General features: G+C 52.7%; 14 protein-coding genes. 3 read left to right on the top strand and 11 right to left on the bottom strand.

Annotated features, from left to right (window positions below; translation table 11 throughout):
• Window positions 1–2: 2 nt before the first annotated feature.
• From astD to rpe, 7 genes are all read right to left on the bottom strand, one after another.
• Window positions 3–1472 (bottom strand): succinylglutamate-semialdehyde dehydrogenase, encoded by a 1470-nt coding sequence (gene astD, locus RNAN_RS00835; protein ID WP_008217761.1) that lies wholly within the window; start codon window positions 1470–1472, stop codon window positions 3–5.
• 25 nt (window positions 1473–1497) lie between these two features.
• Complete coding sequence (gene astA, locus RNAN_RS00830) at window positions 1498–2514, bottom strand: arginine N-succinyltransferase (protein WP_008217758.1); 1017 nt, start codon at window positions 2512–2514, stop codon at window positions 1498–1500.
• Window positions 2515–2616: 102 nt separating this feature from the next.
• Window positions 2617–3834, bottom strand: coding sequence for an aspartate aminotransferase family protein (locus RNAN_RS00825; protein ID WP_008217756.1), 1218 nt, complete (start codon window positions 3832–3834; stop codon window positions 2617–2619).
• Between the two features lie 308 nt (window positions 3835–4142).
• On the bottom strand, window positions 4143–5273 hold the full coding sequence (locus tag RNAN_RS00820; RefSeq protein WP_237739869.1) for an HDOD domain-containing protein: 1131 nt from the start codon (window positions 5271–5273) through the stop codon (window positions 4143–4145).
• 58 nt (window positions 5274–5331) lie between these two features.
• Window positions 5332–5934: an anthranilate synthase component II gene (locus tag RNAN_RS00815; RefSeq protein ID WP_008217752.1), complete on the bottom strand. Its 603-nt coding sequence runs from the start codon at window positions 5932–5934 to the stop codon at window positions 5332–5334.
• A gap of 20 nt (window positions 5935–5954) precedes the next feature.
• Window positions 5955–6959, bottom strand: coding sequence for a tryptophan--tRNA ligase (gene trpS / locus RNAN_RS00810; protein WP_008217749.1), 1005 nt, complete (start codon window positions 6957–6959; stop codon window positions 5955–5957).
• 122 nt (window positions 6960–7081) lie between these two features.
• Window positions 7082–7759, bottom strand: coding sequence for a ribulose-phosphate 3-epimerase (gene rpe, locus RNAN_RS00805; RefSeq protein WP_008217748.1), 678 nt, complete (start codon window positions 7757–7759; stop codon window positions 7082–7084).
• Between the two features lie 234 nt (window positions 7760–7993).
• On the opposite strand from rpe, the gene RNAN_RS00795 reads away from it, so the two are divergent.
• The 3 genes from RNAN_RS00795 to RNAN_RS00785 all read left to right on the top strand — a co-directional run bounded on the left by RNAN_RS00795 (window position 7994) and on the right by RNAN_RS00785 (window position 9284).
• Entirely contained in the window at window positions 7994–8674 is a 681-nt protein-coding gene (locus RNAN_RS00795) for a TorF family putative porin (protein ID WP_040551362.1), read from the top strand.
• 161 nt (window positions 8675–8835) lie between these two features.
• Window positions 8836–9093: a hypothetical protein gene (locus RNAN_RS00790; protein WP_008217742.1), complete on the top strand. Its 258-nt coding sequence runs from the start codon at window positions 8836–8838 to the stop codon at window positions 9091–9093.
• Complete coding sequence (locus RNAN_RS00785) at window positions 9093–9284, top strand: DUF2970 domain-containing protein (RefSeq protein WP_040551361.1); 192 nt, start codon at window positions 9093–9095, stop codon at window positions 9282–9284. The genes RNAN_RS00790 and RNAN_RS00785 overlap by 1 nt, the downstream gene beginning before the upstream one ends.
• Here RNAN_RS00785 and RNAN_RS00780 read toward each other — a convergent pair.
• Genes RNAN_RS00780 through aroK form a run of 4 tightly spaced genes read right to left on the bottom strand, consistent with a single transcriptional unit; the run spans window position 9229 to window position 13106 of the window.
• Complete coding sequence (locus tag RNAN_RS00780; protein ID WP_008217740.1) at window positions 9229–10101, bottom strand: Dam family site-specific DNA-(adenine-N6)-methyltransferase; 873 nt, start codon at window positions 10099–10101, stop codon at window positions 9229–9231. The genes RNAN_RS00785 and RNAN_RS00780 overlap by 56 nt on opposite strands.
• A gap of 7 nt (window positions 10102–10108) precedes the next feature.
• Window positions 10109–11503, bottom strand: a complete 1395-nt coding sequence (locus RNAN_RS00775) for an SPOR domain-containing protein (protein ID WP_008217737.1) — start codon at window positions 11501–11503, stop codon at window positions 10109–10111.
• Entirely contained in the window at window positions 11503–12561 is a 1059-nt protein-coding gene (gene aroB / locus RNAN_RS00770) for a 3-dehydroquinate synthase (RefSeq protein ID WP_008217735.1), read from the bottom strand. Before aroB ends, RNAN_RS00775 begins: the two co-directional genes overlap by 1 nt.
• 26 nt (window positions 12562–12587) lie before the next feature.
• On the bottom strand, window positions 12588–13106 hold the full coding sequence (gene aroK / locus RNAN_RS00765; RefSeq protein WP_040551360.1) for a shikimate kinase AroK: 519 nt from the start codon (window positions 13104–13106) through the stop codon (window positions 12588–12590).
• Window positions 13107–13259: the final 153 nt, after the last annotated feature.

Raw genomic sequence — 13259 nt, 5'->3', positions numbered from 1 at the left:
AGTTAAAAGCTAAGCCCGGGGGACAGTTGCTCCGGCATCACCACCTGCTCCAGCTCTACCGATGCCACCGGATAGGCGCAATAATCGGCGGCGTAATAAGCGCTGGCTCTGTGGTTACCACTGGCGCCTATGCCACCAAAAGGTGCCGCTGAACTGGCGCCGGTAATGGGCCGGTTCCAGTTGACAATACCGGCGCGGATACGGCGGAAAAAGTGCTGGTACAGCTCGGCACTGTCGCTGAGCAAGCCGGCTGATAAGCCAAAGGCGGTGCTGTTGGCCTGATCAATCGCCTGGTCAAAGTCGGTAAAGCGAAACACTTTCAGTAAGGGGCCAAAGTGCTCATCGTCCGGGAAGTTAGTTACAGCCGAGCATTCGATAATACCCGGTGTCACCAGGGCGGTGTTTTCATCCAGGTGACGCATCTCCAGCAGCACCTTGCCGCCCAACTCTGCCAGCTGTTGCTGCACCGCTAACATGCCCTTGGCTGCGGCAACCGAAATCATCGAACCCATAAAGGGCTGCTCGGGCGCATCGTATATGCCGACTTTGATATTACGGCTAACGTCCAGTAAGCGCGCTAAAATGGCATCACCCTGCGCGCCCTCTGGTAAAAACAATTTACGGGCACAGGTACAGCGCTGGCCGGCAGAAATAAAGGCAGACTGAATAATATCGTGTACCGTGGCATCAATATTGCTGACCTCCTGCACGATAAGCGGATTATTGCCGCCCATCTCCAGTGCCAGAATTTTATCTGGCCGGCCGGCAAATTGCTGGTGTAAATAATGGCCGGTACGTGAGCTGCCGGTAAAGAAAATACCGTCGATACCATCATGGGCCGCTATCGCCTTACCGGTGTCGACTTCGCCTTGCAGCAGGCTTAGCACGCCAGCAGGCAAACCGGCTTGCTGCCACAGTTTTACTGTATCTTCCGCCACTTTTGGCGTCAGCTCTGAAGGCTTAAACACCACGGCGTTACCGGCCAGCAGCGCTGGTACTATATGGCCATTGGGCAAATGCCCCGGGAAGTTATAAGGGCCAAACACCGCCACCACACCATGTGGCTTATGGCGGATAAACGCCCGGCCCTGCGGCATCGGGTTTTCTTTGGTACCGGTGCGCTCCTGATAGGCGCGCACGGAAATATCAATTTTACCAATCATGGCGCCCACCTCTGTGCGGGCTTCCCACAGCGCTTTGCCGGTCTCCTCTGCAATCGACAGCGCCATCGCTTCTTTATGTTGGGTGAGCAGCTCAGCAAATTTTTTCACCACCGCCACCCGCTCGTCAAAACTTAAGCCGGCCCAGTCATACTGCGCCTGGCGTGCCGCGCTTATCGCCTGCGCCACCTGCGCTGCGGTGGCCGCCTGGCCTTGCCAGATCTGCACATTTTTTGCCGGATCTAACGAAACAAAGGCCTTACCTTCGCCCGACACCCACTCACCATTAATAAACTGCTCTGCGTGCTTCATGCTACTCCCCTGCTAAAAATGGGCCTTAGATGCGGGTAACCCTGACCCAATCGCCGGCATCAACCTGCAGCGCGGCTGCAACATCGGCCGGTATGGTTACCTGCTCACTGTATTCGTCTGGCTGTAATAACAGCCAGGTGGCGCGAAAATTTATCAGCTGCGTATTGCTGATTAAATACGGCTGGCCCTGGCTCACCTCACCAATCACCACCTGCAAGCGGCGGCTGTTCCGCACTGAGCGAATATGCTCTACCCTTGCCTCTACGGTGGGGCCGGCGTCGAAAATATCAACGTAACCGCGGTTAGAAAACCCTTCAGACTGCAGTAACGCCAGCGCCGGCTTCGTTTTTTCATGTACTTTGCCAATCACTGCCTGCGCTTGTTTGCTTAGTAAACTGACATAAATCGGGTACTTTGGCATCAGCTCAGCAATAAAGACTTTCTGCCCTATGCCAGTAAGGTAGTCGGCGGTGGGAAAATCCAGCGAGAAAAAATGCTCCTGCAACCACTGCCAGAACGGCGAGCTGCCATCGTCATTCGACACACCACGCATCTCAGCAATCACCCGCTCAGCAAAGCGCTCAGAAAATTCCGCCATAAATAAAAAGCGCATTTTCGACAATAAGCGGCCGTTGTGTTTTTCGCGCCGGCTTTCACGCAAAAACAGCGTACACAGCTCACTGACGCCGGTGTAGTCGTTGCACAGGGTTAAAATATCCACCGTTTTGTACACGCCCAGCGAGCGTGAACTGTGCACCACTTTCCCCAGATGATAATGGTAGAAGGCATCGTCCAGGCCTACTGCCGCCTCCAGTGCACTGGTGCCACAAACTTCACCGGTGGCGGTATCTTCCAGCACAAACAGATAACCTTCATCGCCAGGCTGCGTCACCTGCTTACTAAACGAATGCTCAGAGCGGCTGATTTTACGCATCAGCAGCTCGTCATTGACCGGCAGGGACGTAAAGCCATGCCCGGACTCCACTGCAATATCATACAGCGCCGGGTAATCATCCGCTCGGATTGGGCGAATCACCATCATCGTCGCTTACTCCAGTTTTGCTTTATAGTTTTCGGGGCCCCAAGGCCCCTTGCTTCATTTTTGCAGTCTTAATGCTGCTTGCTATATGGTTTTGGCGTGCTGTTAAGCACTAACCACCTGTTTAACTGCCTGCTCAAAGCGTTGCATACCCTCACGGATATCCGCCGGTGTAATCACCAGTGACGGTGCAAAACGCACGACATCAGGCCCGGCAACTAAGGCCATCACACCGTGCTCGGCAGCAGCTAAAAAGAAATCGCGCGAGCGGCCTTTGTATTTTTCGTTTAACACCGCACCCAGCAGCATGCCCTTACCACGCACTTCGCTAAATACCTGGTATTTCTGGTTGATGGCATCCAGCTGCTGGCGGAATAGCTGCTCGTTTTCTAACACCTTTGCCATCACTTCTGGCTGGTTTACGGTGTCCAGTACTGCTTCAGCCACGGCACAGGCCAGCGGGTTACCGCCATAGGTACTGCCGTGGGTGCCCACTTTCAGGTGGCTGGCGATCTCAGTCGTGGTTAACATGGCGCCAATCGGGAAACCGCCACCCAATGATTTGGCGGTGGTTAAAATATCCGGCGTCACACCATAATGCATATAGGCATAAAGTTTACCGGTGCGGCCAACGCCGGTTTGTACTTCATCCAGCACCAACAGCGCGTTGTGTTTATTACACAGCTCACGTACGCCTTGCAAAAACTCGGCGGTAGCCGGAATAATACCGCCTTCGCCCTGAATAGGCTCCAGCACCACGGCACAGGTATTGTCCGAGATTAACGCTTTGACACTGTCCAGGTTGTTAAATTCCGCGTGCAGCACCGCACCGGGTTTGGGGCCAAAACCGTCTGAATACGCCGCCTGACCGCCTACGGTTACGGTGAAGAAAGTACGGCCGTGAAAGCTTTTGCCAAAGGAAATGATTTGATCTTTGTGCGCGCCGAATTTATCCAGCGCCCAGCGCCGCGCCAGTTTAAAGGCCGCTTCATTGGCTTCTGCGCCCGAGTTAGCAAAATACACTTTGTCAGCAAAGGTGTTATCGACCAGCTTTTTTGCCAACCGCAGCGCCGGCTCGTTGGTCATCACATTGCTTAAATGCCACAGTTTATCAGCCTGCTGTTTAATCGCATTGACCAGGGCTGGATGACAGTGGCCCAGGCTGCTTACGGCAATACCGCCGGCAAAATCAACGTATTCGCGGCCTTGCTGATCCCAAACGCGGGAACCCTCGCCCTTCACCGGGATAATGCCGGCGGGAGCATAGTTGGGTACCATAACTTCATCGAATAATGCACGAGTGATTTGCGACTGGCCGCTCATGTTCTGTTCCTCTTTGGTCTGCTGGATGCCGCTGTGCTGTCAGCGATCAGGTTAGGCATTTGCCCTAATTGGCAGGCATTATTGCAGATTTAACCTGCCTTGTCTTGCCTGCCAAAGCAGCGAAAAGCCAGAAAAAACAAGGCCTGCAGATAGATTTGCATGCTAACTGAATAACTACGCAGCTAAGTTACCCCGTGCCGGCAGTGACTCTGCTACCAGCCTGTGGCTGGCACAGGCTGCCGGCTGGCGTTACAGCAATGGCAGAGCGTTTAAGCATAGCTGCATGTTTATGGCCGGAAATTTTTTTGTTAAATATCGACACCCAAGCGTTTCAGGTTGGTTTTAGCCAGCAGTTCGATGTTTTCCGCACTGAGCTGTACTTTGGCAAACCAGGCCTGACGCTCGGCTTCCGAGACTTGCTGGCGGCTTTTCAGCTCTTGCCACTGCACATAGGTTTGCGCCTGCTGTACCAGACGGGCCAAGGGGCTGCAGCCGCTGTAACCGATACCTTCAGCCAGCTGATCCAGCGTCTGACACAATGGCAATGACTGTAACTGCCAGCATGAGGTGATATCGGCACTGAGAATAGCGGCAAATTCGTGCATGCTTTCACACAAGAAACTGGCATCGGGCGCTAACGCATCCAGCGCATCGGTCAGCTGTACATCGCGGTTTTCCCGCGCCAGCAGCAATTGCTGCTGGCGCACCTGCTGGAAGGTACGCAGGTAATTACGTGTCACCACCAGGTGTCCCAGCGTATGAAACAGGCCAACGCAAAAGGCGTTATACGGCAGCTCGGCGCTGTTTTCGGCCAGTTTGCGTGCCGCTATCGCCACCGCCAGCGAATAGTCCCAGAGCCGGCTTTTCAGGCTGGTAAAGGGATCAGTCGAATGCGGCAGCATACGACGCATGGCATACACCGGCAGGATCAGTTGCAGGCTTTCCACACCAAGAAAACGCAGGGCCGTTTTAATGTCTTTCACCATAGCAGCTGACGCTGTGCGGTTGCGGTATTGTGGCTGATTTACCAGCCTCAATAAGTCTTCCACTAGCCAGGGTACGGCCGATATTAACCCATCCAGTTTGTTTACCGTCACCACTTTGGTGCTGAGCGCGTCCAGCAAGGGGTAAAAACTCTGGCCGGGGTCGAACAGCGAAGCCGTTACCTGATCGATATTGTGCAGCTTACGCAGCAACTCATCGGCGACTTCGTCGTGTAAATGCGCCTGGGCAAATTCACTGAATTGGGCTTTGGCCTGCGCACCGGCCGCCCGCAGTTGTGCAGCACGGGCCTCGACATCCAACAAAGTACGGCCACCTTCTGCCTGTCCGGCCCGAATTTGATAGCCCAGCCGTTTGCTGTCAGGATGCACGCCAACCAACTGGTCGAAAAAACGTTGCTGCAGCGTATCAGTTGCAGGCACTGTGGGGCTCGTCACGTATCGTTACTTCCATTAACTTTGTTTAACTTAGACCATACTGCGGTGCGGCGGGGTTTCAGTCAAGCCGTGCTGTGCCAGCCGTTAGCGTTAGAAAGTTGGCCAGCAGATCTTTACCCTGCTGGCTTAATATCGCCTCCGGATGAAACTGCACAGCATGAATAGGTAAACTGGCATGCATCAGGCCCATAATATCGGCCGGCTCGCCATTGCCGTCAGTCGTCCAGGCGGTTTCAACCAGCGCTGCGGGCAGGCTTTGCCGCTCAACCACCAGCGAATGATAACGGGTAACATCCAGTGGGTTAGCCAGCCCTGCAAACACCGACTGGTTGTTATGGCGGATCAGCGAATTTTTACCATGCATCACCTGAGCGGCGCGCACGACTTTGGCACCAAACACCTGGGCTATCGCCTGATGCCCGAGGCAAACGCCTAACATAGGCAGTTTGCCGGCAAAATGCTCGATTGCCCGCAGTGAAATACCGGCATCGTCCGGTGTTTTTGGCCCGGGAGAGATCACCAGATAGGCCGGTGCCAACGCCTGTATTTGCGCCAGACTAATATCATCATTACGCCGCACCATCACCTGTTGGCCCAATGCAGCAAAATACTGCATCAGGTTATAGGTAAAAGAGTCGTAGTTATCAATCAGCAGTAACATAACCTTGGCCTGCTGCGTGCTTAAGGTGCAACAAAGCCCACAGCGTCATTCACTTTGGCCAGGGTGGCGGCGGCGCGGCTACGGGCTTTTTCGGCACCGTCACGCATGACCGCTTGTAAGGTGGGTAAGTCTGCGCGCAGCTCGCTAAAGGTTTTTTGTACCGGCTCTAACAGGCTGATAACGGCATCGGCCACATCGCCCTTTAAATGACCGTACATTTTGCCTTCGTACTCGGCTTCCAGCGCGGCGATGGTTCTGCCGGTAACACCGCTTAAAATACTGAGCAGGTTAGCCACACCGGGTTTGTTATCCAGATCAAAGCGCACTCGCGGCGGATCTTCCGAGTCAGTCATCGCCTTTTTGAATTTCTTACTGATCATCTTCGGATCTTCAAGCAAGCCGACAAAGTTCCACGGGTTATCATCCGATTTTGACATCTTCTTCGTCGGATCTTGCAGGCTCATCACGCGGGCGGCCACCGGCGGAATATAAGGCTCCGGTACGGTAAAAATATCGCCATGCACCGCATTAAAGCGCATAGCGACATCGCGGGCCAGCTCAAGATGCTGCTTTTGGTCATGCCCTACCGGGATCTGGTTAGCCTGGTACAACAAAATGTCAGCCGCCATCAGCACCGGGTAGGTAAACAAACCGGCATTGACGTTGTTGTTATGCCGCTCTGACTTGTCTTTAAACTGCGTCATACGGCTTAGCTCGCCAAATTGGGTATAGCAATTTAGCACCCAGGCCAGTTGGCTATGTTCCGGCACATGCGACTGCATAAACACCGCTGAGCGCTTAGGGTCGATGCCGCAGGCAAGATAAAGGGCCAGGCTGTCCAGTGAGGCACTGCGCAGCGCGGCGGGTTCTTGCCGTACCGTAATCGCGTGCAGATCAACGATACAATATAAGCAGTCATAATCGTCCTGCATTTTATCCCACTGGCGCAGCGCGCCCAGATAATTTCCTATTGTCAGTTGGCCGGAAGGCTGTGCGCCACTGAGTACTATGGGCTTTTTGCTCATTATTGTATCCACTATTACCACTGTTTCAGGTTAACTTAAGGCCGGCAACACCAGCCGCTTTGCGCGCCATTATATCTGCTCAGACTGAGGACGGGCAGTAAAAATGCTTTTTTAGCGCGCCGCTAACCGGCTGTTGTGTTAGCCAGCTGCTGCCGCATCTGCTTTATTACTGCGTTATAGTCCGGCGCGTTGAAAATGGCCGAGCCGGCGACAAACATATCCGCGCCGGCGGCGGCAATCTCGGCAATATTATCTACCGTGACACCGCCATCAATTTCCAGCCGGATGGGCAAACCGCTCTGATCGATTAACCGGCGCGCCTGCGACAGCTTATTTAAGGTAGCCGGAATAAATTTTTGCCCGCCAAAACCCGGGTTTACCGACATCAGCAGCACCATATCGACTTTATCCAGCACATAATCCAGGTAGCTGAGCGGGGTTGCCGGGTTAAACACTAAACCGGCCTGACAGCCATGGCTTTTGATCAGTTGCAGCGTACGATCAATATGACGTGAGGCTTCAGGATGAAAGGTAATCATACTGGCGCCGGCCTGGGCAAACTGTGGTACCAGGCTGTCGACCGGCTCTACCATCAGGTGCACATCAATGGGTGCACTGATACCGTAGTTACGCAGCGCCTGACATACCATAGGGCCAATAGTCAGGTTGGGCACATAGTGATTGTCCATCACATCAAAATGCACCACATCGGCGCCGGCGCGCAGTACAGCTGACACCTCTTCACCCAAGCGGGCAAAGTCAGCCGATAGAATCGATGGTGCAATCAGATAAGGTTGCATAGCAACACCCCCAAAATCAGCAAAGCCGATACTTTACTGGATTTGCGGCCAAAACACACGCTGACACTAAGATGCCTTACTGCACGCAAATTAAGCAACAACGCACCAATAATGCACAAGACAGCGCCGCACCGAATCTACAAAATTAAATATACCATTGAAAATATTGACTTTATTTAACTGGCATACATCTTGGAATGCCAGAGGCAGGGAACAGAGAAAAGGGCTAATAAGATGAAAACAGCAACACAACGTACGATTTTAGCAGCAAGTTTATGGATGCTGGGCTCTGGCCTGAGCAGCGCGGGCGCATCAGAGCTGACGTTAAGCGGTGATGTTACCTTTGCGTCTGACTATGCCTTTCGCGGTATATCACAAACCGAAGAAGCTCCTGCATTGCAAGGTGGTTTATCACTTAGCACCGCATCAGGCTTTTACGCTTCTGTCTGGGGCTCTAACGTCGACTTTCTGGCTGAGGGCACGCTGGAGCTGGATGTGATGTTAGGCTGGAGTGGTGCCATTAATGACGATTGGTCGACCGATGTCGGCATTATGCGTTATGGCTATCCGAATGCAGAAATCGATGGCTCTAACTTTTATGAGCTATATGGCTCGCTGTCTTACAAAGATCTGACCTTCGGTTTGGCTTATAGCGATGACTACTATGCCAATAGTGGCAACTTTATCTATGTATACGCCAATTATATCTATGCACTTAGCGATAACCTGAGCCTGGACTTACATGTCGGTCAAAACGAATATGATGACAGCAGCGCCAGTTATTTAGACTGGAGTATCGGTTTAAGCACTGAAGTGTTGGGTGCCGGCGTCAGCCTGACTTACGTCGATACCGATATTGATGGCTCTTATCTGGCAGACAGCCGGGTCATTTTTGCCATATCAAAAAGCTTCTGATATCACCGGCTGGCAGAACGCTGCCAGCTTTTTCTCCCACCATTGATCCAATACCGGCCAGATTACTTATAACAGCCAGATTGCTGAATTAATAATCAGCTTGTTTCAAACAGCCAGATGTTTTATTATCTAGGCGTTTTAAAAGAGCAAATGGATTTAACATGAAATTTACCAAGCTATATAAAGCTGCTTTAATTTCAGCTGGCATTAGTGCCGGTGCTCTTTATGTTGTGGCACCCGAGCTGTTGTCCAGCCCACATTGCGCGGCGCTAGACGACATCACCGCACAGCAACAGTGCATGGCAACGCAGCAACAAAGCTGGTTTAGCTGGTTTCAGGGCAATAGTCGCTCTACCCAGTTTCATTTTGTTGATTTGCTGGAGTTGCTTAGCCGGCTAAGCCCGGCACAAAAACCTTAATGGCGAATAAGCCTACTCTTAAACAGGTTATTAAAGCGGTGCTGGGCGCTTTTGTTGGCGTGCAGTCAGAGCGGCAACGACAGCAGGATTTTGCCACCAGTAGCCCGCTACCCTACATCATAGTCGGCCTGGTCGTTACCCTGCTTTTTGTGGCTGTACTATTACTGGTGGTGAAACTGGTGCTGGCCTAGCCTGATAAACCGCAAACAATTCCGCTACCTTGCCCCTGCCAGAGCCTTTTTGGCTGATTGAACGGCCGACCTGCAAACTATGTAATGCTGCTTGCTGATAAATTTTACGCGTCCAGGTGGTATCGTGGTTACTGATCACTACTGTTACACCGCGTTGCTGGGCTTTTTCCGCCAAATTGGCCAGTTGTGCCTGATCATCCAAATCAAAGCCCTGTCTGGCATAGCTGGTAAAGCTGGCCGTTTTACTCAGCGGCACATAAGGCGGATCGCAGTAAATAACCGCACCGGGCTGGGTATGCTGCATCACCTGCTGATAACTGCTGCAGCTGAAGGTCGCACGCTGCGCTTTCTCAGCAAAGTAATGCAACTCCGCTTCCGGAAAATAGGGCTTTTTATAGCTGCCAAACGGCACATTAAATTTGCCCGACAAATTATAGCGACACAAACCATTGTAGCCATGCCGGTTAAGGTATAAAAACAGCACCGAGCGCTCGTACGGGTCCTGGCTTAAATTAAACTGCTGGCGCAGGCTCAGATAAGCATCACGCTGATTGCTCTGGCTGGTGAATAAGGCTTTAGCATCGGCGATAAAACTCTGATGGCGATTTTTCAGTAATTGGTACAATGCAATCAGATCGGCATTAATGTCGTTTAGCTGGTAGGCAGGATAATCGGTGTTTAAAAACACTGAGCCTGCGCCAACAAAGGGTTCAACCAGAGTATCGGCCGGTGTCAGATGGCGGCTGATGGCATCAACCAGGTTATACTTGCCGCCTGCCCATTTTAAAAATGCCCGGCTTTTTTGCACAGCAGCCATTATCCGCCTATTGCGCCTGCAGACTAAGCTGTCGCGCTTTGATCTCGGCCTGTATCGCCTGCACACTCTTAACAAAGGGGCCTGTAGCACGAAGTGCTGCCGGCAACAGTGCCATCTGCTGCTTTGCCTGTTCAGATGAACTAAAAGGGGCCAATAACAATACCAATTGCATCTTACCTTGCCACTGGCGCTGATAGCTAAGCACTGCCAGCTCCGGGTAGGCTGTGGTAAAACGTGTCAGCGCTGCATCACTGGACAACACTGCCAGCTGCACGGCAAAATCACTTTTTGCCATTTGTAGCAAAGACGCTTCCTGATAAACATAGGCAGGCACAGCATTATCGGCCTGACCGGCTGCCTGCGTGTCGCCGGCTGCGTCAGCAACCTCAGCTGGCGGGTTTGGCATCTGCTCATCCACAGGTTCAGTCTCAGGCTGCGGTATTGCAAACTCTTGCGCTTCAGTTGTCAAAGCCGCCGTGTCAGCTGTTTCGGTTTGCGGTGGTAACGCGTTGGCTTCAGGCGCTGCGCTGCCAGAGTCGCTGAGGTTATCCACACCAACGTCTGCATCATTGACGCCTGCAGCCACATTGCTGGTGGTTGCATCAGCGCGCCCGGTGACGGTGTCATTGTTGGCGGTTGTCGCTGTAATGTTATCAGGACGCGTGATGTCCGGCTTAGCCGACACCGGCTGCCGTTTAGGCGCTTTATCTTCGCCCGGCCACAGCAATAACAGCAATAGCACAACAGCAGCGCCGCCAGCACCGATGGCCCATAGTGGTATGCGGCTTTTAGGCGTATCAGCCGCAGCGGTCGCTGATGATGGCCGTGCTGGTAGCAATAGCGCATGTAAATTGCCATCGGCAGCTGCCAGACGGCTGGCCAGCTCGATACTGTTAAGAGCTTCATGCTGCAATAACATGGCAGCGTCGTCTGCGCTTAGCCGGTTCAGCGTTAAACTCAGCGGCGCTACAGCCAGCGGCTCGCTGGAAAAATAAATCAGCAAACACGGCAAGCCGGCGAGTTGCTGCAGTACAGTCAGCGGTAGCTGTTCGGCATCATCGACAACTAACAGCAGCGGGCTTGTCGTAAGCGCTGTAGCCACCTGCTGCGCCAGATCAGTGTGTGGCTGCAGGGGCTGTGAAAACCACTGCTGCATCAGTTGCTCGCCCGCTTGCGCGGCAGCCACTTTGCCATCCAGCAGTGCGACATTGTACTGCTCAGAAAACAACTCGGCCGTTGCCATTGCCAGTGTCGATTTGCCACTGCCCTCAGCGCCTGGCGCCTCTATCTGCTGCACCTCATTAAAGGCCAACTGGAACAGAAGGCGCTCAAGCCATTCACGTTGCGACGGCAGTAACTGCGTTTGTTGCGCCAACTTTTGCTGTAACAGTGTGATGTCCATCAGGCAAATATCCTTATCAGTTCCTGTTCAGTCACATCATCGACCACCGCAGTTTGGCCAAACGCCGTAGGTAATACAAAGCGCATTTTGCCATCACGGACTTTTTTATCAGTTTTCATGTAGGGCATAAAATCTGTCAGCTGCATACCGGATGGCGCTACTATAGGCAAATCAAAGGCGCTAAGTAAAGCGCAGATCCGTGCTAACTCCGTCTCGCTGAGCCAACCGCGCGCCACAGACACCTTAGCGGCCATGACCATGCCTGCAGCGACGGCCTCGCCATGTAACCAGTTGCCATAACCAAGCCAGGCTTCAATAGCATGGCCAAAGGTGTGGCCCAGGTTTAACAAGGCCCGCTCACCCTGCTCAGTCTCATCACGGCTGACAATATCAGCTTTCATCTGACAGCAATGGCGTATCATCTGTGCCAGGCTGGTATCGTCCAACTGCCGTATGGCTTGTTGCTGCTGCTCCAGCCAGCTAAAGAAAGCTGCATCGCCAATCAGGCCATACTTGATCACTTCAGCCATGCCTGCGGCAAATTCACGCTTAGGTAAACTGACAAGTACGCGGGTATTGATCAGCACCTGTGCCGGCTGTTTGAAGGCGCCGATCATATTTTTACCCAGCGGATGATTCACCGCGGTTTTACCCCCCACCGAAGAGTCTACCTGAGATAACAGCGTGGTCGGGATCTGAATAAAGCTGACGCCGCGTTGATAGCAGGCAGCGACAAAACCGGTAAGGTCGCCGATAACTCCGCCACCAAGCGCAACTAACAGCAGATCCCGCGACATCTGCTGTTGCAATAAAAAGCTTAATACCTGCTCGAACGACTGTAATGTTTTGTAAGCCTCACCGTCAGGCAACAAAAAATGCTGCACCTTAGTCTGGCTAAACAGCGTCTGAACAGCGTCAAGGTAAAGTGGCGCGACGGTAGGATTTGAAATGACAACAACCTGCTTTTTCGCTGCTAATGCAGGTAAAAGCGGGCTGAAGGTAGCGCTGATATTAATCGGGTAGCTGCGCTCGCCAAGTTGGACGTCAACTCTTTGCATCTGCAGCTCCCTGATTCAGACAAAAATTAAAAACCCAGCTGATCTATAATCTGGCTGGCAACGGCCCGTGCGCTTTGCTCATCAGTACGCACCGTAAAGTCAGCAATTTCAGCGTACAGCGGATTGCGTTCAGCGGCCAGGCGCTCCAGCACTTCTCTGGGCGCTTCTTCAGTTTGTAGCAGAGGGCGGCGCTTATCACGCTGAGTACGGGCCACCTGCTTTTCGATAGGTGTTTCCAGATAAACTACGATGCCACGTGCCGACAGGCGGTTACGGGTTTCTTTGCTCAGCACCGAGCCACCGCCGGTAGCCAGCACTATGCCTTGTAGTTCGGTCAGATCCTGAATGACATTTTCTTCACGTACGCGAAAGCCTTCTTCACCTTCCAGATCGAATACCCAGGCAATATCCGCTCCGGTACGGCGCTCAATTTCCTGATCTGAGTCGTAGAATTCCAGGTGAAGCATGTCTGCTAAGTGACGTCCGATTGTGCTTTTACCCGCACCCATCGGCCCTACGAGGAAGATATTACGTTTTTCTGCCATAAGTCGTATTACTAATCAGCGAAAAGTTGAATTCAAGGACCAAAAGGCTCCCACGAAAATTTGAAGCGCTGAATTATGTCAGGAATAGCCTTTTGTTGGCAAGCTAATTCTGAGATGTCCGGATAGCTGCACTGGCAGCTATCCGGATGAGGT

It is taken from the genome of Rheinheimera nanhaiensis E407-8, from assembly GCF_000296695.1.
Lineage (GTDB): Bacteria > Pseudomonadota > Gammaproteobacteria > Enterobacterales > Alteromonadaceae > Alishewanella > Alishewanella nanhaiensis.
The sequence above is the reverse complement of the archived record's forward strand: the minus strand, read 5'-3'. Positions and strand labels throughout refer to the sequence as shown.